The following is a 20,265-nucleotide window of genomic DNA, read 5'->3' on the forward strand; positions in this document are numbered from 1 at the left end:
TAACTATGTAAGTAAATAAAATTTTATAGAAATATGAACATTCCAAATATGTTACAATCAAAACTTCTGCAAATCAGATTGAAACTTTTATTGGGCAGTAATAACAGGCGTTATTCTTACCTGTGGATCTTGGCGCTGAAATTGAGTCTGTAATCGTCTGTAAAACTTGATTTTAAATAAAAATTTCGAGTTTTAATTAAAATTCCAGCATAACACTTACTGAAGTATGAAAAATAGTCAATAAATAAGCAAGTAAATATTAAAAATTTGGAAACAAGCTAGTGGTTAAGATTGCTGTTATTTTTACTAACTACGGGCCTTACCATATCTCCCGTGTCAGTGCTTTGCATAAGAAGTGTAGTGAAATAGGTTGGGAGGTCATTGGAATTGAGTTAGCAAGGCATGAGACTACTTATACATGGAAAGTTAATGTTCAAGAACTACCTTTTAAATTAATTTCTATTATTGAAGAGTCTCCATTAGAGCAAGTTAAATTTCATCATTTTATTGCCAAGCTCTATTCTATATTAGCTGAAGTTAAAGTTGACGTTTTTGCGATCGCAGGTTATTTTAATTTCGGAATGCTGGCAACATTATTGTGGAGTATGTGGCATCGTAAACCAGCCATACTTTTATCAGAAACCACTGAAAATGATAGCCATCGATCTTGGTGGCGAGAAATAGTGAAAAGCTGGATTGTAAGAAAATATAAATCTGCTTTAGTAGGAGGACAACCTCAAAAACGTTATTTATTAAAGTTAGGTTTACTTAATGAATCAATATTTTTAGGCTATGATGTAGTAGGGAATGAAACTTTTCATACAGAGAAAATTAAAAGTTTGCAAAACCCTCTAAAACACCCTTATTTCTTAGCAATTAATAGATTTATACCTAAAAAAAATCTAGAGTTTCTGATATCATCTTATGCAAAATATCGTCAAATTAAGGGTGATGGTGCTTGGAACTTAGTTTTATGCGGTAATGGTAGATTGCGTTCAAAAATTGAACACCAAGTTGCAGAACTAGACTTAGAAAATACAGTTTACCTTCCTGGTTTTCTTCAACAAAATGAACTATTACCTTACTTTGCTCATGCCAATTGTTTTGTTCATAGTAGCACCCATGAGCAGTGGGGATTAGTTGTTAATGAAGCTATGGCAGCAGGCTTACCAGTACTTGTATCTAATCGCTGTGGCTGTTTTGAAGATTTAATAATTGATGGGGTAAATGGTTTTGGTTTTGACCCTGAAAACTCTCAACAACTCACTGATTTAATGATAAAAATTAGTTCAAAAGAAATTGACATAAAAACAATGGGTCAAGCAGCTTTAGAACATATTCAAAAGTTCTCTCCTGATTACTTTGCGCAAGGTTTAATTCAAGCAGTTGAATATGCTGTAGCAAGTAAATAAAATTCAAATAATATATTTAGTTTTTAGAAAATAACTTAATCTAAAACAGATACTTAAACATGAATATTTTAATTGTTGTTCCTGCTATTGGCAACGTATACGGAGGCCCATCAAAAAGTGTTATTGAGTTAGCTGAAGCAATTGGTAGTTTGGGAGTTAAGGTTGATATAGTAACTACTAATGCTAATGGCTTTCAAAGTCTAGATGTTCCTTTACACACATGGATTGAAGAAAAGTATTACCGTATTCAATATTTTCATTATTCTAATTTATTAGATTACAAATTTAGCTGGTCATTGACTCAATGGTTGTTTAAATATGTAGCTGATTATGACCTAGTTCATACTAATGCTGTATTTTCCTATCCTGTTCTACCTACATACTGGGCTTGTCAACTTCACAGAATTCCTTATATTGTTACCCCTAGAGGTATGTTGGAACCTTGGGCATTGGCTTATAAATCCTGGAAGAAGAATTTGTACTTTGCTTTTGTTGAAAAGCCTGCTTTAAGAAATGCTAGTGCTATTCAAATGCTAGCTTCAACTGAAGCTGAACGTATTAAAGCGCTTCATCTTCGCGTACCATTAGTTATAGTTCCCAATGGCATACATGGTAAGGATTTTAAATCTTTATTTCCTCCAGATCTCTTTTATCAAGAATTTCCTGATATTAAAAATAAAAAAATAATTATATTTTTAGGACGAATTGACCCGAAAAAAGGATTGGATTTATTAGCTAAAACTTTTGCTAAAGTATACAAACAATTTCCTGAAACTCATTTAATTGTTGCGGGACAAGATAATATCAGTTTCTTACCTACAGCTAAAAGCTATTTTATTGAAGCAGGCTGCATCAATGCTGTTACTTTCACTGGAATGCTGACAGGTTCACTGAAATATGCAGCACTTGCAGCTGCTAGCATCTATGTTGCTCCTTCTTATTCTGAAGGTTTCAGTATGTCTGTCCTAGAAGGTATGGCAATGGGATTGCCCTGTGTAATTACAAATGGCTGTAATTTTCCAGAAGCTGCTGCTGCTAAAGCTGCTCATGTAGTTGATATTAACTGTGATGCGATCGCAAATTCTTTAATTCATTGCTTAACTTATCCAGAACAAGCGAAAATTATGGGCGATCGCGCTCGTCAACTAATTTTTGAACAATACATATGGGAGCGTATTGCTGCAAAAATGATTACAGTTTATACAGCCATCATCGAAGGGCAAACTATACCTGCTATTTAGTTAATACAAATCAAAAATATTTAAAAATTCAACCTATGATTTCTTCATCTCACAAATATGAGTACTCCTACCGAAATAGTCAGCCTAATCATCATCATGCCTATCTGATCGAACCTCTAATGGAAATGATTTCCACCTCAGCAGGAATGATTAAAAATCAACAAAAGCTGCGGATATTAGATATTGGTTGTGGTAATGGTAGTTTAAGTAACTTCATTGCACAAAATGGTTATGAAGTAGTTGGTATCGAAGAATCTGAGTCTGGGTTTGAGTTTGCGAGTCGGAGTTTTCCTAATTGCCGTTTTATTTTAGGTAGCATCTATGATCTTCCATATGCAGAATTAGGAGAGAAGTTTGATATTGTTATTGCTGCTGAGGTAATTGAGCATTTGTTTTCTCCACGAGAATTATTAAGAAATGCTCAAAAATGTCTCAAACCAAAAGGTCATTTAATTTTAACTACTCCATATCATGGCTATTTTAAAAATCTAGTGTTGGCTGTTTCAGGTAAGACAGATAAACACTTCAATCCTCTCTGGGATTGCGGTCATATCAAGTTTTTTTCTCAAGCAACAATGACTGCTTTATTGGAAGCAGAAAACTATACTAATATCAAATTTGATTTTGCAGGTAGATTTCCCTGGATATGGAAATCAATGTTGTGTTCCAGTATGCCAAATACTTCAAAATAATCCCAGTGAATAGCTCTGCGATTTTAGATAAGATTACTCCTCTTATCCTCACTTATAACGAATCAATTAACATTCATCGTACTCTTCAAAACCTTAGTTGGGCAAAGAAGATTGTGGTTATTGATAGTTATAGTACAGATGAAACTTTAAATATTTTGTCTTCCTATCCTCAAGTAGAAATTTTTCAAAGAAAGTTTGATTCTTTTGCCGAACAATGTAACTATGGAATAGAAAAAATTACCTCTGAGTGGATATTATCTTTAGATGCTGATTATGTCTTAACCGATCGGCTAATTGCCGAAATTAAAAAACTACCATTAGAGCCTGAAGTAGAGAGTTATAAAGTTAGATTCAAGTACTGTGTCTTTGGTAAACCTTTACGTGGTACCTTACTTCCACCGCGTACTGTACTCTACAAAAAAGAAAAAGCAATTTATCAAGATGATGGTCATGCTCACCGTGTTAGCGTAAAAGGAAAATCTAAATTACTATCTGGTTATATTTATCATGACGATCGCAAATCCCTAAGTCGTTGGTTATGGGCACAGGATCGCTACATGATGATTGAAGCAAAGAAGTTGCTAGAAACTGCAACAAGTGAACTCAGCTTAGGCGATCGCATCCGCAAACAAAAAATCTTTGCGCCCATAATCATCTTCATTTATTGCCTGATTATCAAAGGAGGTATTCTTGATGGATGGCGTGGTTTTTATTATGCATTTCAGCGAGTCTTGGCAGAAATTCTCTTGGCAATTCATCTAATTGAAGCAGAAAAATTAAAAACTTGATTATTCTTGTAAATGCGATCGCTAAGTCACAATATTTACAAATTGGAGTTTATATAATAGATAAAATTGACACTGACATACCTACAAGGTCAATCGCAATGAATCAGTAATAATTCTGCCTCATGAATCGATGGCATCGAAAAATCAAAAAATATGGGATATTTACCTTGGCAAGTATTATCCTTATGTGGCTAAGTGTTATTCCGATCCGCATAGCGATCGCTTCTTACCAAGCTCCCTATCCTCAAGCTATCTTTACCCTTGGTGGTGGTCCAGATCGAGAAGAATTCACTGCTCAATTTGCTCAAATACATCCCACTCTAGATATCTGGGTTTCCAGTGGCTCACCTCCAGATACAGCCCGTACTATTTTCCACAATGCAGGCATCCCCAACAGCCGTCTTCATCTTGATTACCGTGCTGTTGACACAGTTACCAACTTCACTAGCCTCGTTGCCGACTTTAAGCAAAGCCATATTCAGCATGTCTACTTAGTTACCTCAGATTTTCACCTGCCTAGAGCAAAATTCATAGCAATCCTCGTTCTGGGCAGTCAAGGTATTATCTTTACTTCTGTCTCTATCCCCTCTAATAGGCCTAGAGAATCGATGGCTCACATTCTGCGGGATATTGGGCGATCGCTTTTCTGGATTATTTCAGGGCGTAGTGGAGCTAGCCTTAACCCTAATCTTAAGTAAATCATTAGTATGCATCTAAATAACTACTCTCTTGACGGTTATACTCCCGGCGCACCCTACTGGAAACAGCTTTTGTGGTATTTCCTCGGATCGCCTATAGTTGAGAGTTATTGGCTACCCATTTCAACTTTAAAGGTTTGGGTACTTCGCAGATTTGGCGCTAGCATTGGCCACAAAGTTCGTATGAAACCAGGAGTGCGGGTAAAGTTTCCGTGGCGTTTAACTGTAGGCGATTGTGTTTGGATTGGGGAAAATGCTTGGATTGATAACCTTGCGCCTGTGGTAATTGAAAGTCATGTATGTTTATCGCAAGGAGTTTATCTCTGCACTGGTAATCATGACTGGTATCATCCTGATTTTAAACTGATTCCTGCACCAATTCACATTCACGAGAGTAGTTGGATTGCGGCCAAGTCGGTAATTGGCCCTGGAGTTACAGTCGGACAAGGAGCAGTGCTGACATTAGGAGGCGTGACTGGGCATTCCTTAGAGCCAATGACAATTTATGCAGGAAATCCGGCTCAACCTATCAAGAGTAGAATTCGGGAAAAAGTAGAAGATGTGCTTCAGATCTCCGCAGCAGATGAATTTATTCATGTGCGTCGCATCTTGGATGAGGATTTGGCTAGGGACTAGGACTACGAATAGAAGAAAATATAATACGGTAATAACTATTGCCCGATTGCATTTTTGATTATTAACGTAGAAGCGATCGCTCCACAGCACAACTAATTTTAAATCAAGTTATTGTAACGACTAATTTAGTAATAAAACTACACAATCTTTGTATTTACACTCAACAGTCACAATTGCTTTGTAAAGGATAATTGATAAGTGTTGTCAAAGTCATGCTTAGAGATCGAAACTAAGAATACAACACAGCAATTATTCTTATGCATACTATTTCTAACCTTCAATTCAAGCAGCCCTTCTGGCGACCTGCTGTCTTATTGACTCTAGGCTTTTGGCTCAGTGCTAGCCTACTTTTAGATTGGGTAATTATGCCTAGTATGTACATTTCTGGCATGATGACTCAAGCGAGTTTTTCTACAGTTGGCTATGTGATATTTTGGAATTTCAATCGTTTGGAATTATTGTCTGCTGCTGTAGTATTAACTGGTGTACTTGCTTTAAGTAAAACCCAAGTAAACTGGCGTCGCAACGGTATTGTTTTATCTGTGCTGTTGCTAGTTATAGCTTTACTTGATACCTATTTTCTAACTCCACAGATGAGTGCGATCGGAGTTCATCTGAATGCATTTGATGTAGAGACTACTGTTCCAGCAACAATGAATGTACTTCATGGTAGTTATTGGGTACTAGAAGTCATCAAGCTGGTAGCAGGTGGTGCGCTTTTGAACTGTTGCTGGAAACAGCAAGCTTAAAATCCAATCTTGTGGCAAAAATAAAGACGCTAAGAATTTCTTGGCGTCTTTTTTGTGGAATATATCTATATATTGTTTACTGTGTTGATTCAGAATTGTTAAAGAATAGCAAGCGTGCGGCGAGAATCGCAAATCCTACAGCCGCGATCGCTTTTAATAAGCGAGTGGGTAAAAATTCTGCAACGGCTCCCCCTGCTAATGCTCCCAATAAGCTAGTTAACAATAGAGCAACCGCAGTACCAAAAAATACAGCACGCCGAGATTGACTGCGGCCAGAAAGTGCGATCGCAGCTAACTGGCTCTTGTCACCTAATTCTGATAGAAATACTGTAATAAAGCTCAGTCCTAAAAGATGCCAATCCATATTATTTAAGGAGATTAGGGGAGATAAGAAAGCAGAGGGAGAAATAACTAATTACCAATGACTACATCCCAACACAGCATCAGGGAAATTAGCAGTAACATAACACCTGCTGATTTCTCTACAGTTTTGGGGCTGAGTCTGTTGGCTATCCAACCTCCTAAAAGTACGCCTAATAAGCTGGTAGTTATCAGTGCAGCCCCAGATCCCATGAAAACTATCCACGGTGCATGAGATTGTGCGCTCATTAATAAGGTAGATAGCTGAGTTTTATCGCCAATTTCTGCTAGAAATATGGTGATGAATGTTGTACCAAAAATAACTGCTACTGATTCTGGCTTTTTTGGACTATCGGCTACTACAGGCTGAAGCGGCTCAACGATCGCAGTTGTTAAGTTAATATCGGTACTGTCTTCTAGTTCTGGCTGGCTTTCAGTCTCAGATATGCTAGAAAGGCTCAAGGGTGCAGAGTCAAGTTTCACAGGCAGTAATCTTACTTACTAGGGTATTTTCATATTCTTCTCATTTTCTCAGATTGTTGTAATAAATTGCAACTGTTGCTGCTGTCTAATTCAAAAACCTTTATTTGGCTCAAATACCAACAGCTTTGTTGAAGCGGATCATTTCCAAGCTGCGATCGCCATATACTCCTTCTATCTGTTGGCGACAGCAGTCAATTGCAAAATCGTTTAACTCCTCTTTTTCAATTCCATACATATCTTGAAATATCTCTGCTTCTACGCGGCAGAAACGAGGACGATTAGGGTAAATGCGACATTCTCGCGTAATCTGATCGAAATTCACGCACCATCCGCCTTCACCTACCATACTGAGGTAAAGTTCCAGTTCTGCGGGAGTAAGATACTCTTCTATATCTGGACGCTCTGCTGGGTCAAGATTACAGCAGGCTCCACATTGCTTAATACATTGCCAAGTTGCCATGATTTAGGTGTTTTTCATTGGTTATTGGGCATGGGGCATTGGGTAAGACGGCAATAGTATTTCTTCCTCTGTTCCTTCATTTCCCTTATTTCCGTCATCGCCCAGTCCTCTCATCTTACATTTTTATTTCTTTTTCTATAATTTTGTTAAGTAAATTAAATCTAGCAGTCCATCGCCGGATATGATCGATTGCGGGTTTTGTAACTGTCAGTTATTGAATTTTTTAAGACAATTGGGAGGAAACAATGTTTGAAGCTATAGCCAACATCAATTGGGAAGTTATTTTTCAATTACTCTTCGTTGCTTTAATCGTACTTGCTGGCCCTGCTGTAATTTTTGTGCTGGCATTTCGCAACGGCAACCTGTAAAAGTACTGAGTATCTGAAGTTCAGGGCGTCGCTAGCTGTCGCTCTGAACTTCTCATTGAGTGAATAATGCTGATTTGTAGAACGTCGTAAAATTCCCAACTCAATACTATTAACTGCAAACTCAGGACTCATGACTCAGCACTGATAAAGCCTGAAGGGCAGCTTGAATAATGCCGTCGTATTGTGGTTGACAAATATCAACCTCTTGAGCATTTTCCCGACTATTGCCCAGTAAACCAATCGTATGTCCTGGTTGCATAACTAAGACTTTGCCTTCAGGATTTTTAATTCTTAATTCTGGTAGCGAACCCTGTTGAAAGATACCACAAGAATACTGGCGCTGCTTGTACTCAAAGGTAGTTCTTAAGGGACGCTGTGGAGAAGTTAAAAATAGGTGAGACTGTGTTGGAAGTCTCACGCCTATTAATTCCATCTCAATGCTGGTATTGCCGTTGAAAGTATTTTCTCGCAGTTTATAAGCAACATCGACTCGCGACGGTAGAGGGAAATAGTCGCGCCAACGCCAAGCGATCGCTTTAATTTTGTACTGTTGACGATCGATAGTTTGCGCAAGGGTAAGTTTGATATGTCCTTTGCCAACTATTTGTTGCTCAACTACTTGGACATTAGGCGTCCAAAATACTGGATCGGGGTTGTCGATACCGCAAGGATGTAAAGCATTTAGCTGTTGATAAAGCTGGCGATCGATTTCACTAAAATTTACTTGGGTATCAATTTTGAGTAGTGGCTTAAGGTGTTGGGGTTCTAGACATTGATTAGCAAATTCAATCAGGCGCGATCGCACTTTTGGTAAATTCTGCGCTGGGAAAGAAAATCCCCCTGCGGCTTTGTGTCCGCCATATTTACCTAATAAATCGTGACAAGCTTGCAAAGCCTCAAACACATTAAATTCAGGAATTCCTCTTGCTGAACCGCGAATGTGTGTCTCATCTTCATAGGTGCCAATAAACACTGGGACACCGTAGCGTTCTACCAAGCGAGAAGCAACAATTCCAATTACACCATGATGCCAGTTTGGTTGGACTACAACTAATACTCGGTCTTGCTGGAGTGAGGTAACAAATTCAGTCTCCACAAAAGCGATCGCTTCTTGTTCAATTTGCTCGCACATTTCCTGGCGTTGCTGGTTCACGCTTTCGCATTGCATTGATCTTTCCAGCGCTATTCCCATATCATCTGTAGTTAACAGATCGATTACGATCTGCGGATCGCCAATCCGACCAATTGCATTAATTCTTGGCCCTAGGCGAAAACCAATATCCTCCGGCTTTAGAGATTTTGGATTTTGGATTTTGAATTTTGGATTAGTGTCAAGTCCTAAATTTTGAATTTCTAATTCTGAATTTTGAATTTTGAATTTTGAATTTTGAATTGATTCACTCGCCTGTACTCCAGCTATCTGAATTAACGCCTGTATCCCAGGTAATTTGGACTTGGGTAGATGTTGTAAACCACGTTTTACCCAACGGCGGTTGACGCCAGTTAAGGGAGCTAAATCTGCGATCGTTCCCAGAGTAAATAATGCTAGCATCGGCTGAATTAAGCCTCTAGTTTCTCCTAGCTGTTGTGCTAGAGACACCGCCAAAATATAAGCGACACCCACACCTGCGACACCCCGGTAAGGAGAAGATTCGGCGATTAGTTTGGGGTTGAGAATAGCATTCGCTGCTGGCAATATTTGCGGAATGTCGTGGTGGTCGGTAACAATGACCTTTAAACCTAGTTCTCTGGCTCTGGCTATTGGTTCAACTGCCGAGATACCATTATCGACAGTGAGAATTAACCCCACGCCTTCGCTGTGGAATTCTTCGACAATCCGTTTATTAATGCCATAACCATCGTGCATCCGGCTGGGGATAGCGTAATCAACTTTAGCCCCTAAAGTGCGGAGACTGCGCAACAGTAAAGCGGTGCTAGTCATCCCATCAGCATCGTAGTCACCGCAAATAGCAATTTTTTCTTCAGAAGCGATCGCATTTTGCAGTAACTCTACACTAATTGCCAAATCTGGGAATTCTTCCAATGGCGCAGGTAAGATTAAAGATTCTGGTTCTAAAAATGCTTGTGCTGCTTCTAGGGTTTCAATACCCCGGTTAATGAGCAGTTGGCTGATAATGGGGGAGATATTACTCGCTACAGCCAATTTTTGGGCAAATTCTGCTTTTTGCGGATAAATTTGCCAACGTTGATTTGGTAAGCGCCTACGAGGTTTTGTGGTTTCTGAGCGAACTACATCTAGCACAATAAAAGTTATGAGTTAGGATTTTTGATTTAAACTTATTTCCTAACTCATAACTAATAGCTTAAACTGATAACTTTTTCTACTTATTAATAAACGTTTACATGGCCATCAGCCATCATATAGAGAGAGCGATCGCCCGGATTACGTCTACCAGGACGGAGTTCTACCCGTAAAGTACCAAAGTCGGGTTTAGAAATAATTGCTTGTAGTGGCAATCCCATTTCATCCCAAAATACCAGAGAAATTTTTGGTTGTGTCTCATCGCCTTGGACAAATTGTAATTCTTGTCCCGGTCGCAGGGGAATCGGGTCAGTTCCTTGAAGTTTCTCTAATTTTACTATCCCTAATGTTCTATTTACTACTTCTAATCGGATAGATTGACCGGGAGTAAATTGAACTGGACGCGGGCCACACTTAGAGGCACAAGTTCCTGCCAGTGTGGCGCTATGGTGATTAGTTGATGTTATGAGAACGGTAACGGCGGCTAAGACGACTGGCAGTAGTTTAGACATAACACCCAGTATAAGTACTTGGCTAAATACTACTCCACCAAAGTCCGATTAAGCCTCAGCAGATTTTCCGTAATTAAAATGCAATTTTGATGATGCGATCGCTAATTTTCCAGAAGGTAACGGGGAAGAAGCAACATTTTTTTAACTATTCCCTAATGCGTATAACTTATACAAGTAAAACATCGGCCATTGTAAAGATAGCTCAATAAACGGGAAATATAAAAGTAACTATCTTCTCGAAGTTGAACACTGGAAAAATTTTGCAGTGTTTCATCTGTAGCAGTTGGTAGAAAGCCTCTTTTTAAGAAAATTCCCATAACTAAGAGCAATGGAACTCAATTCAACTTCTCCAGAAAATCAGCTTCTATTGTCAAGCGATCAACTGCAAGAACAACTAGAGCAACAAAAAGCTCTGACAAGCGTAATTTTGCGAATTCGGGAGTCTCTTGACTTAGAAACGATTTTTCAAACTACCGTTACAGCTGTGTTGCAACTGCTAAATGCTGACCGAGTAGCAATCTTCCAGTTCGATCGTCAAAATAACTGGGAAGGAGAATTTGTTTGTGAGGATGTTGCAAATGGTTGGGACTCGGTAATAGCACTTAAAATTAAAGATCGCTACTTTGAAGAACAATTTGCTGCTGAGTATCAACAAGGTCGAGTGCAAGCTGTGACTAATATTTATGAGGCAGAACTGAGCGATTTTTATGTAGAAATTTTGAGTAAGATGCAGGTACGCGCTAATCTGATTGTTCCTTTATTAAGGGAGAAGGAACTGTGGGGATTGCTTTGCATTCATCAGTGTAGTGAAGCTCGTAACTGGAAAGAATCAGAAATTGAATTTATTCGCCAAATTTCTGACCATTTAACAGTAGCTATTCAACAAGCAAAACTTTTCCATGAAGCTCAATTACAAGCTGCTCAATTAGCACAAACTGCCCAGCGCGATCGCGTAATTGCTCAGATTGTTGATAAAATTCGCTCACCCCTGGATATTGAAAGCATCTTTGCCACGACGACTGATGAAATACGTAAGCTACTGCAAGCGGACAGAGTGGCAATCTTTCGCTTCAATGGCGATTGGACTGGTAACTTTGTCGCTGAATCACTAGCTGAAGGTTGGACTCCTTTAGTTAACGTTCAATCTGCGATTGCTGATACTTATTTACAGCAAAATCAAGGGGGACGTTACGCCGAGAACCAGACATTTACAGCCAATGACATTTATCAAGCTGGATTAACAGACTGTCACGTGAACCTGTTGGAGCAATTTCAGGCAAAAGCTTTTGCAACGGCTCCTATTCTTCAGGGAAACAAATTGTGGGGAATTATTGCAGCCTATCAAAATTCCTCGCCTAGACAGTGGCAATCTTACGAAATTGAATCGCTAACAAAAATCGGCACGCAAATTGGCGTCGCATTACGACACCATCAGTTGTTAGCACAAGCTAAGTACCAAGCAGAGCAACAAAAAACATTAACTGGTGTAATTACTCGCATTCGTGAGTCTCTCGATTTAGATAAAATTTTTCAAACTACAGTCACAGAAGTTCGGCAAATGCTACAAGCTGACCGAGTAGCAGTCTTTCAGTTCGACCTTCAAAAAGATTGGGAAGGAGAATTTATTTCTGAAGATGTTGCGTCTGGCTGGGACTCAGTAATAGCAGCAAAAATCTCCGATCGGGATTTCAAAGAACAGTTGACAGCCGATAGCCAAAAAGGAAGGTTGCAAGCAGTTGCAGATATCTCTGATGCTGCGATTTGGGAAAAATTTCAAGTGCGGGCAAATCTGGTGGTGCCTCTACTGAAACGCGGGAATTTATGGGGCTTTTTGTGCGTTCATCAATGCGATAGTCCGCGAAATTGGCAAGCTACTGAGATTGAATTTGTCAGCCAAATAGCAGAGAATTTAGGAGTGGTTCTCCAACATAACGAACTTTTAGTTGAAGCACGATACCAGACAGAGCAACAAAAGACATTAACTAGTGTCATTGCTAGAATTCGTGAGTCTTTAGATTTAGACACAATTTTTCAAACATCTGTCACTGAAGTTAGACACCTACTCAAAGCCAATCGAGTGGGGGTTTTCCGTTTCGATCCGCAAACAGACTGGGAAGGAGAATTTGTCTATGAAGATGTAGATTCTGACTGGAATTCTGCAATGGCAGAAAAAGTTTATGACCACTGCTTTAGTGAAAGCTTTGCATACCTTTACGCTCAAGGTCGAGTAAATGCGATCGCGGATATTTATCAAGGAAAGTTTCAAGCCTGCTATATCCATATCCTAGAAAGATTTCAAGTGCGTGCCAATATGGTCGCACCTCTATTAAAAAAAGGCGAACTTTGGGGATTACTTTGTATTCATCAATGCGATGCACCCCGTCACTGGCAACCATCAGAAATTGAATTTGTGAGCCAAATAGCCGAGCAATTAGGAGTTGCATTAAAACAAGATTCTTATTTAAAGCAATTTCAAATGCAGGCTGTTCAGTTAGCAGAAGCTACCGAGCGCGAAAAAGCAATGGAACGGCAAAAGCTGCTAGCGGCAACCATTGATAAAATTCGCCAATCACTCGACATTAAAACTATTTTTAAAACTACTACTCAAGCTGTTAGAGAGTTATTGGAAGTTGAGCGAGTTGCTATCTACCGCTTCAACCCAGATTGGAGTGGTAAATTTGTAGCAGATTCCTTTAAAGATGGTTGGAAACCTTTAGCACAAGCCCAACCAATGCTACTAGAAACTTTTGAAGGTACAGACGACGATAACGAGCTACCGCGCAACGAAACTTTTGTTCCCATCCGCCAAGGCGAACAATTATGGGGGTTATTAGTTGCTTATCAAAATTCCCAACCGCGCTATTGGAAAGATGAGGAAATCAATTTACTGGCTCAAGTTGGCGTGCAATTAGGAATTGCTATTCAGCAAGGGGAATTACTCGAACGCACAAAACGTCAAACTTTAGAACTTACACAAGCTCTACAAGAATTAAAACAAACTCAGTCGCGGTTAATTCAAGGCGAAAAAATGGCTGGTTTAGGACAACTAATCGCCGGAGTCGCTCATGAAATTAATAATCCTGTTAGTTTTATCTTTGGTAATCTCATTCATTTAAATGAATATACGCAAGAATTACTAAAGGTAGTGAAACTTTATCGCGAAAATGACGCTTTATTTCCAGATATTCAAAAACAAATTAATAAAGCTGAGTTAGATTTTATTATCAAAGATTTACCCAAAACTATTGAATCGATGAATGTAGGAACAGAGAGAATTCATCAGATTGTACTATCGCTGCGCAATTTCTCTCGTACAGATGAGGCTGAACTAAAGGCAGTAGACATTCATGAAGGATTGGATAGCACTTTACTGATTTTAGGTCATCGATTCAAAAATAATCGAGAGCGCCCAGCTATTGAAATTGTCAAAGAATATGGCGATCTACCTTTAGTAGAATGCTATCCCGCGCAACTCAATCAGGTGCTCATGAATATCTTAAGTAACAGCGTTGATGCATTAGATGACAAATATAGAATTCTCCAAGAAAAATATTTGCAATCATCGAAAACCAGCCCCACAATTCCCTTGACTATCTGGATTAATACCCAGATGGTTAATAACCAAATTTTAATTAAAATATCCGATAATGGTTTGGGCATTCCCGAAGAAGTGCGATCGCATATTTTTGAACCCTTCTTTACTACAAAAGAATTGGGTAAAGGTACAGGGTTAGGGTTATCTATTAGCTATCAAATCATAGTGGAAAAACATCACGGACAAATTCGCTGTTCCTCAAAACAAGGAGAGGGAACAGAGTTTGCGATCGAGATTCCGATGAAACCCTTGTATAAAAACTGAAAACTATTGCTCATAACCAGCAATTTCTACAGCTAGAATATCAAATTGATTGAAAATAAAATTCGACAGATAGGTAGGTGACAATGTTCCTGATGAATAGTTATTTGACTTCAACATTATTTGAATTGGTATAAATCTTACCAAAATATGAAATAAACCGAGTTTTTACTGTTATAAAGCAGAAAAAACTCGGTTTATTAATACAGATGAGAAAATTCTGTTACAAGTAATATCTAACAGTTGAGACAACTCGACTTTTTTTAGCCCTTAAAGCTGTTTTTAAGAACAGAGTTGTTTGGTTGTGCAAAAGACCTTCCCACCAGTTGCGCGTTACAAAAGCAGGAATAACGATAGTGGTAAAAACATCTGGATGACGCTCCTCAAACTGAGCGACAAAATCGACAATCGGCTCAATCACAGAGCGATAGGGTGAGTCGATAATTTCTAAAGGAATATCAGACTCTAATTGTCGCCATTTGGATTGCAGTTTTTCTCTGTCTGTAGAACCGTTTATATCTACATGAACTGCCACAATTTCATCGGCGATGGTACGTGCATAGTCCAAAGCCTCTACTGTTCCTCGGTTTAGTTGTCCGACTACCACTACCGCAGGATGGGTAACTACTGTTGGTTTAGGCCGAGGGATATAACTTCGAGGTGCCATATCCTGAACGCTCAAACGTTCGGCTACGTGTTCATAGTGTTGACGAATGGTGATGAATAATGCCACTACCACAGGAATAGCTACTACTACTAACCAAGCTCCTAAGAGAAACTTAGTTGAAATAATTACTCCTAGTACAACAGCTGTCGCAATGGCTCCTAAACCATTCATGAGCGCGCTAGCACGCCAATTTGATTCTCGTGATTGAAACCAGTGGCGCACCATCCCAGCTTGAGACAGGGTAAAGGAAGTGAATACACCTACCGCATATAACGGAATCACAGCGTTCACTTGTCCTTTAAAGATAATGACTAAAATTCCGGCACAAATGCTGAGGAGAATAATACCATTGGAGTAGACTAAGCGATCGCCTAACAGCGCTAATTGTCTGGGTAAAAAGCCATCCCGTGCCAAAAAGTAGCAAAGTCTGGGGAAATCGGCATAGCTGGTATTTGCTGCTAACAACAAAACCAACAGAGTAACAATTTGAACGAAATAGTAGAACGGGCCATTACCCAAAATTTCTCTACCTAAAAGAGAAACTACTGTTTGTCCCTCCTCTGGCACCAGATGATACATATTGGATAAATAAGTGATGCCAATAAACATCAGCCCCAGAATCACGCCCAAATAAATCAATGTGATCCGAGCATTTTTCCACTCTGGTTCTTTAAAGGCTAAGACCCCATCAGATATTGCTTCTACTCCAGTCAGTGCTGTACAGCCAGCAGAAAAGGCTCGCAATATGAAAAACAAACTCAGTCCTTCATGCACGGGAATTGGAGGATATGCTGCTACTTCTTCCCCAATAGCATGTTTGAATAAACCAATACCAATTAGCACAAAAATACTGGCAATAAATCCATAGGTAGGAATCATAAATATTCTGCCTGATTCCTTCACACCTCTGAGATTTGCCAGCATCAACAAGAAAATGAAAATTAAGCACAGGCTAACGGTGAAAGGTCGCAGTGCGGGAATTGCTGAAGTTAGGGCGGCTGTACCCGCAGATATACTGACTGTGACTGTCAAAATATAGTCAATCATCAGCGAACCCCCTGCTACTAGACCTGGATAAATACCCAGGTTTTCTCTAGCAACGATGTAGGAACCACCGCCTTTAGGATAAGCACGAATGGTTTGCCGATAGGAAAGCACAACTATGCCCAGTAGGATGATAATCGCTATAGCAATAGGTAGAGACAAACCCAAAGCACCACTTCCCGCTGCGACTAGAACCAGCAGGATTTCTTCTGTAGCATAAGCCACAGAGGAAAGCGCATCTGAGGAAAGCACTGCTAAAGCAGCAGCGTTACTCAATCGCTCTTCACTATGAGCGCTGGTTGGTAAGGATTTACCAAGTAAAAATTTTTTGATTTGTGGGTAGAGGGACATACTAAGTCCACCTGACAAAGGTTTGTACTCCCGCTCAATTGAATACATCCTGTAACTTTTTGCAGAAGTTAGTTCAACAAGAAGCGGGAAGGGTGAAAGTAAAAGAAGTTTCTTTTCTTTTTAACCTTTACCCTATCTCCACTTTTGACAAAAGTACCTTTTGCAAGAGGACTACTAAAATACTGAGCAAGGAATATAGCAATTTTGGCAGATTCCTAACACTTTGACCTTAAATTTTACTAATCATGAGTTGCGCCTTCCAGCCAGACTTCTACATCGTCTGCAAGTAGTTTCTGTGCAGCTTCTAGCATGGAGCCAGCGATATCTTTGAGATCTTCGCGATTACTTAAGTAAGTTTTTAAGGCTTCCATAGGGTCAATGCTACTACTCGCACTCAGTTCGGGAATGCGAGGTCTAGCTAACTGACTCAGCAATTCTGGTTGAATGGTGTAGGTGTGTGCGGAACTTAAAGCACTATGCAGCGAGGAATTATCAATTAAATCTAACTGTTCGGAGCGCAGTTTATAGATTAACCGAACTACAGCATCTTGAATATTGTATTTAGCGATCGCTTTCATTAATGCTGCTTGCGGATCTTCTACTTTGGATAAATCTACCTCAATTGTTCGGAATGTCCGCACGGGTAAAGGACAAAACTCCCAATTAGCTTTACCCTTCTCCAGTTCAATAATTACATAACCTTTGTCTTCCTTTTCTTCGCTAAAATCTACTCGCTCAATGCTTCCGGGATAAATCACCGGCGGATCGTTGGATTTATTTAAATTCTGGTGGCGGTGGACGTGTCCCAAAGCAACATAATCAAAACAGGGACGTGTCAGCAAAGATAGAGGTAGAGTAAAGCCTTTACCTACAGCTAAAAAGCGTTCGGCTCCCAAAGCTGCATTGTCAGCCATCAAGTGAGCTAAAAGTACAGTGGGAACATCGGGATCGAGACGGCGAACTTCTGATTCTAAAACAACTTGCAGGCGTTCTGTTAATAGTTGGTTAACTTCCGCTAGTGACAAACTTTCCGTTTCTTGGCGAGTCATCAACGTAGAACGGGTTAGCCAAGGAAGAGTAACCACTTGAACTTTACCGTTACGAGTTTGGATGCGGTGGGTGGTGACTGTATCCCCAACAACAAACCCCCGCACACCTAACGTGCGGTAAATACATAAACTCGCACCCCCTAATCCTTGGGAATGTTGGTCGTGATTGCCTACTAACAATACTGTAGGGATATTGCCATCTACAAGACGGCGAAATTGACTAGCAAAAGCTTCTTGTACGTAAGGCGGTGGTGTCGCATCAGGAAAAGCATCACCGCCAAATATCACTAAATCCACTTCATCTGCGATCGCGCGGTCAATACATAGAGATAATGTATTGACAAAATCCTCCAATCGCGTGTTTAATCCTGTGGCTGGATTGATGCGTCCGTGGGAGAAACCGCTACCCATGTGGATATCGGAAAGATGGAGGATTTTAATCATATAGTTATTAGTCCTTAGTCATTAGTCATTTGTTTTAATACTAATGACTAGCGATCGCAGATTAAATATTACAGATAAAATAATCGGCGATCGCTATTTTAGAAATGAAAGATTTCTTTGCAGGTTATGACATCATGCGTTGTTGGAGAGGCTGGGGGTATGAGCGAAGCGTCTTTGCCAAATAATTGCTCCCAGATTAATTAACAAGCAAGTAATTGCTAGCCATAGCAAGATATAAGTTGGAGCCATCACCACGCCTACGGCAAACCAACTATATACGTGCATTATCATGACCAAAGCGAAAATACTAGCAAATCCAGCAGCTTGCCATACTTGATGTGATGGGCGATGTAATACCGTCAGGATAATTGTTAGTAGCGCGCTCAGTAAATTGGCAGGTACAAGAAATGCACAAATGCTCACGCAGTTGGCACGGGAGAACTCAGCTAATGTGTGGAAATCGAGCATCAATGTGTTGGGATAATGTACGCATATACTAACAAATTTAATATATTTAAAAATAATTGAACTAAGTTAGCACCCTATTAAAGTGCAAAACTTAACTATGTAACATAATTTAAACAAATTTATACAATTAAAAATTTCAATAATTAGCATGGTGGGCATTACCCACCATAGCCAAATTAACCCATTAAAATCACTGTATCGATCACGTGAATTACACCGTTATCTGCTTCGATATCTGCTGCTAAAACTGTGGCATTTTTAACTTCAAATCCATCAGAGCAATCAATTTTTATGGGTGAACCTTCCACAGAAGTAACTGTACCAAGTTTCGCTAAATCAGCCTGGAAAAGCTTTCCGGGAACCACATGGTATTTTAAAATGCGCGTTAGTTGGGGAATATTTTGCACCAGAGTTTGTATAGTTCCTGGTGGTAACTTGGCAAAAGCATCATCATTTGGTGCAAAGACAGTAAACGGCCCCGGACTCTTTAATGTCTCTACTAAACCAGCAGCTTGAACAGCTGTTACTAAAGTTTTAAAAGAGTCAGCACCAACTGCAATATCAACAATATCCGCCATATATTTCACCTAAAATTGTGTATCATAACTTAAAGGATAGTAACTCCTTTTTAAGTTTTATTACATAAATTTAGCTTGAAACAGGGCTGTATGTATACAACATACTCGCCTTATGATTGTCATAGAAAAATCTCTGTGTTAGCAAAATGTCCGAGCGTCGTTACGCCATTCTAGGAACTGGTGCATTAGGTGGGTTTTATGGTGCCAAACTGCAAAAAGCTGGTTTAGATGTCCACTTTTTGCTGAGGAGTGACTATGAATATGTCAGTAAATCTGGTTTGGTGATTGAGTCAAAAGACGGCGATTTCGCCTTGACCCAAGTCAATGCCTACAATGATGTAGAGAAAATGCCACAATGCGATGTGGTAGTGGTGGCATTGAAGACGACACAAAATCATTTATTACCGCAGATGTTACCACCCGTCGTCAAAGATGATGGCGTAGTCTTAGTTTTGCAGAATGGACTAGCGGTGGAAGAAGAAGTAGCCAAAATAGTCGATCGTGTCAGCATTATTGGTGGTTTGTGTTTTCTCTGTTCCAATAAAGTCGGACAAGGACATATCCGCCACCTCGACTATGGACAAATTACCTTAGGAGAGTATGTCACTGGCTACAATCCTGCTGGGATTACGGAGAAGATGCGGCAAATAGCCGATGACTTTATGAATGCGGGGATTTCGATAGAATTAACTGAAGACTTACTATTAGGGCGATGGAAAAAACTCGTATGGAACATCCCCTATAATGGCTTATCTGTAGTTCTTAACGCCAGAACAGATGAATTAATGGCGTACGAACATACTCGCAACTTAGCTGAACAGTTGATGTATGAAGTTGCAGCGGGGGCGAAAAGTTGCGATCGCATTATTCCCGATAGCTTCATTCAGATGATGCTCGATTATACCGTGAAGATGAAGCCTTACCGTACTAGCATGAAAATTGACTATGATGAACGGCGTCCTTTAGAAGTAGAAGCAATTTTTGGCAATCCGTTACGCAAAGCGCAAGCAGCAGGCGTGAATTTACCGCAGATTCGCTGTATATACCAGCAGATCAAGTTTTTGGATACAAGAAACAGATAGACAACATTAAGGGATTAGTCACCAACGCTTTAAAGTTGCTTTCCGGGAGTCATCAATTGCTATT

At 39.7% G+C, this 20,265-nt stretch carries 19 protein-coding genes; 10 read left to right on the forward strand and 9 right to left on the reverse strand.

Features of this window, described 5'->3' with window-relative positions:
• Positions 1-281: 281 nt before the first annotated feature.
• The 7 genes from AACU33_RS01865 to AACU33_RS01895 all read left to right on the forward strand — a co-directional run bounded on the left by AACU33_RS01865 (position 282) and on the right by AACU33_RS01895 (position 6,216).
• Positions 282-1,412 carry a glycosyltransferase family 4 protein gene (locus tag AACU33_RS01865; protein WP_096586778.1) on the forward strand — a complete coding sequence of 377 codons (1,131 nt, stop codon included), beginning with the start codon at positions 282-284 and terminating at the stop codon, positions 1,410-1,412.
• 59 nt (positions 1,413-1,471) lie between these two features.
• Entirely contained in the window at positions 1,472-2,653 is a 1,182-nt protein-coding gene (locus AACU33_RS01870) for a glycosyltransferase (RefSeq protein ID WP_096586779.1), read from the forward strand.
• A gap of 35 nt (positions 2,654-2,688) precedes the next feature.
• Positions 2,689-3,345 (forward strand): class I SAM-dependent methyltransferase, encoded by a 657-nt coding sequence (locus tag AACU33_RS01875; protein WP_096586780.1) that lies wholly within the window; start codon positions 2,689-2,691, stop codon positions 3,343-3,345.
• Between the two features lie 20 nt (positions 3,346-3,365).
• Positions 3,366-4,133 carry a glycosyltransferase family 2 protein gene (locus AACU33_RS01880; protein ID WP_339376487.1) on the forward strand — a complete coding sequence of 256 codons (768 nt, stop codon included), beginning with the start codon at positions 3,366-3,368 and terminating at the stop codon, positions 4,131-4,133.
• Between the two features lie 122 nt (positions 4,134-4,255).
• Positions 4,256-4,831 carry an ElyC/SanA/YdcF family protein gene (locus AACU33_RS01885; RefSeq protein WP_096586781.1) on the forward strand — a complete coding sequence of 192 codons (576 nt, stop codon included), beginning with the start codon at positions 4,256-4,258 and terminating at the stop codon, positions 4,829-4,831.
• Between the two features lie 9 nt (positions 4,832-4,840).
• On the forward strand, positions 4,841-5,467 hold the full coding sequence (locus tag AACU33_RS01890) for a WcaF family extracellular polysaccharide biosynthesis acetyltransferase (protein WP_096586782.1): 627 nt from the start codon (positions 4,841-4,843) through the stop codon (positions 5,465-5,467).
• Positions 5,468-5,724: 257 nt separating this feature from the next.
• Positions 5,725-6,216, forward strand: a complete 492-nt coding sequence (locus AACU33_RS01895; protein ID WP_096586783.1) for a DUF4149 domain-containing protein — start codon at positions 5,725-5,727, stop codon at positions 6,214-6,216.
• A gap of 76 nt (positions 6,217-6,292) precedes the next feature.
• On the opposite strand, the gene AACU33_RS01900 is transcribed toward AACU33_RS01895, so the two are convergent.
• The 3 genes from AACU33_RS01900 to AACU33_RS01910 all read right to left on the reverse strand — a co-directional run bounded on the left by AACU33_RS01900 (position 6,293) and on the right by AACU33_RS01910 (position 7,519).
• Positions 6,293-6,580: a TMEM165/GDT1 family protein gene (locus tag AACU33_RS01900; protein ID WP_096586784.1), complete on the reverse strand. Its 288-nt coding sequence runs from the start codon at positions 6,578-6,580 to the stop codon at positions 6,293-6,295.
• Between the two features lie 47 nt (positions 6,581-6,627).
• Positions 6,628-7,059: a TMEM165/GDT1 family protein gene (locus AACU33_RS01905; protein WP_096586785.1), complete on the reverse strand. Its 432-nt coding sequence runs from the start codon at positions 7,057-7,059 to the stop codon at positions 6,628-6,630.
• 109 nt (positions 7,060-7,168) lie between these two features.
• The gene (locus AACU33_RS01910) at positions 7,169-7,519 is read right to left on the reverse strand and encodes a YkgJ family cysteine cluster protein (RefSeq protein WP_096586786.1); all 351 of its coding nucleotides are present in this window, start codon (positions 7,517-7,519) and stop codon (positions 7,169-7,171) included.
• Between the two features lie 245 nt (positions 7,520-7,764).
• On the opposite strand from AACU33_RS01910, the gene psb30 reads away from it, so the two are divergent.
• Complete coding sequence (gene psb30, locus AACU33_RS01915) at positions 7,765-7,887, forward strand: photosystem II reaction center protein Ycf12/Psb30 (protein ID WP_096586787.1); 123 nt, start codon at positions 7,765-7,767, stop codon at positions 7,885-7,887.
• A gap of 121 nt (positions 7,888-8,008) precedes the next feature.
• Here the strand turns inward: psb30 and AACU33_RS01920 are convergent, their stop codons facing one another.
• Entirely contained in the window at positions 8,009-10,150 is a 2,142-nt protein-coding gene (locus tag AACU33_RS01920) for a single-stranded-DNA-specific exonuclease RecJ (RefSeq protein WP_096586788.1), read from the reverse strand.
• Between the two features lie 86 nt (positions 10,151-10,236).
• A complete protein-coding gene (locus AACU33_RS01925) occupies positions 10,237-10,662 on the reverse strand; it encodes a hypothetical protein (RefSeq protein ID WP_096586789.1) in 426 nt (141 codons plus the stop codon).
• Between the two features lie 328 nt (positions 10,663-10,990).
• Here AACU33_RS01925 and AACU33_RS01930 point away from each other — a divergent pair, with 328 nt between their 5' ends.
• On the forward strand, positions 10,991-14,521 hold the full coding sequence (locus AACU33_RS01930; RefSeq protein WP_096586790.1) for a GAF domain-containing sensor histidine kinase: 3,531 nt from the start codon (positions 10,991-10,993) through the stop codon (positions 14,519-14,521).
• Positions 14,522-14,741: 220 nt separating this feature from the next.
• Here AACU33_RS01930 and AACU33_RS01935 read toward each other — a convergent pair whose 3' ends face one another.
• From AACU33_RS01935 to AACU33_RS01950, 4 genes are all read right to left on the reverse strand, one after another.
• The gene (locus tag AACU33_RS01935) at positions 14,742-16,580 is read right to left on the reverse strand and encodes an amino acid permease (protein ID WP_096595091.1); all 1,839 of its coding nucleotides are present in this window, start codon (positions 16,578-16,580) and stop codon (positions 14,742-14,744) included.
• A 239-nt stretch (positions 16,581-16,819) separates the two neighbouring features.
• On the reverse strand, positions 16,820-18,073 hold the full coding sequence (gene sbcD / locus AACU33_RS01940; protein WP_096586791.1) for an exonuclease subunit SbcD: 1,254 nt from the start codon (positions 18,071-18,073) through the stop codon (positions 16,820-16,822).
• A 132-nt stretch (positions 18,074-18,205) separates the two neighbouring features.
• Complete coding sequence (locus AACU33_RS01945; protein WP_096586792.1) at positions 18,206-18,541, reverse strand: hypothetical protein; 336 nt, start codon at positions 18,539-18,541, stop codon at positions 18,206-18,208.
• A gap of 176 nt (positions 18,542-18,717) precedes the next feature.
• On the reverse strand, positions 18,718-19,119 hold the full coding sequence (locus tag AACU33_RS01950) for a fasciclin domain-containing protein (RefSeq protein WP_096586793.1): 402 nt from the start codon (positions 19,117-19,119) through the stop codon (positions 18,718-18,720).
• A 146-nt stretch (positions 19,120-19,265) separates the two neighbouring features.
• Between AACU33_RS01950 and AACU33_RS01955 the strand changes: the two genes are divergently transcribed.
• Positions 19,266-20,201 (forward strand): putative 2-dehydropantoate 2-reductase, encoded by a 936-nt coding sequence (locus AACU33_RS01955; protein ID WP_096586794.1) that lies wholly within the window; start codon positions 19,266-19,268, stop codon positions 20,199-20,201.
• Positions 20,202-20,265 lie beyond the last annotated feature (64 nt).

The sequence above is a fragment of the Calothrix sp. NIES-2098 genome, assembly GCF_963875125.1.
Taxonomy (GTDB): Bacteria; Cyanobacteriota; Cyanobacteriia; order Cyanobacteriales; family Nostocaceae; genus Aulosira.

What these genes read in the sequence shown, in the direction of transcription:
- AACU33_RS01870 (WP_096586779.1), top strand. Translation starts at nt 1,472, where the DNA reads ATGAATATTTTAATTGTTGTTCCTGCTATTGGCAACGTATACGGAGGC.
- AACU33_RS01875 (WP_096586780.1), top strand. Translation starts at nt 2,689, where the DNA reads ATGATTTCTTCATCTCACAAATATGAGTACTCCTACCGAAATAGTCAG.
- AACU33_RS01885 (WP_096586781.1), top strand. Translation starts at nt 4,256, where the DNA reads ATGAATCGATGGCATCGAAAAATCAAAAAATATGGGATATTTACCTTG.
- AACU33_RS01890 (WP_096586782.1), top strand. Translation starts at nt 4,841, where the DNA reads ATGCATCTAAATAACTACTCTCTTGACGGTTATACTCCCGGCGCACCC.
- AACU33_RS01895 (WP_096586783.1), top strand. Translation starts at nt 5,725, where the DNA reads ATGCATACTATTTCTAACCTTCAATTCAAGCAGCCCTTCTGGCGACCT.
- AACU33_RS01900 (WP_096586784.1), bottom strand. Translation starts at nt 6,580, where the DNA reads ATGGATTGGCATCTTTTAGGACTGAGCTTTATTACAGTATTTCTATCA.
- AACU33_RS01910 (WP_096586786.1), bottom strand. Translation starts at nt 7,519, where the DNA reads ATGGCAACTTGGCAATGTATTAAGCAATGTGGAGCCTGCTGTAATCTT.
- psb30 (WP_096586787.1), top strand. Translation starts at nt 7,765, where the DNA reads ATGTTTGAAGCTATAGCCAACATCAATTGGGAAGTTATTTTTCAATTA.
- AACU33_RS01925 (WP_096586789.1), bottom strand. Translation starts at nt 10,662, where the DNA reads ATGTCTAAACTACTGCCAGTCGTCTTAGCCGCCGTTACCGTTCTCATA.
- AACU33_RS01930 (WP_096586790.1), top strand. Translation starts at nt 10,991, where the DNA reads ATGGAACTCAATTCAACTTCTCCAGAAAATCAGCTTCTATTGTCAAGC.
- AACU33_RS01935 (WP_096595091.1), bottom strand. Translation starts at nt 16,580, where the DNA reads ATGTCCCTCTACCCACAAATCAAAAAATTTTTACTTGGTAAATCCTTA.
- sbcD (WP_096586791.1), bottom strand. Translation starts at nt 18,073, where the DNA reads ATGATTAAAATCCTCCATCTTTCCGATATCCACATGGGTAGCGGTTTC.
- AACU33_RS01945 (WP_096586792.1), bottom strand. Translation starts at nt 18,541, where the DNA reads ATGCTCGATTTCCACACATTAGCTGAGTTCTCCCGTGCCAACTGCGTG.
- AACU33_RS01950 (WP_096586793.1), bottom strand. Translation starts at nt 19,119, where the DNA reads ATGGCGGATATTGTTGATATTGCAGTTGGTGCTGACTCTTTTAAAACT.
- AACU33_RS01955 (WP_096586794.1), top strand. Translation starts at nt 19,266, where the DNA reads ATGTCCGAGCGTCGTTACGCCATTCTAGGAACTGGTGCATTAGGTGGG.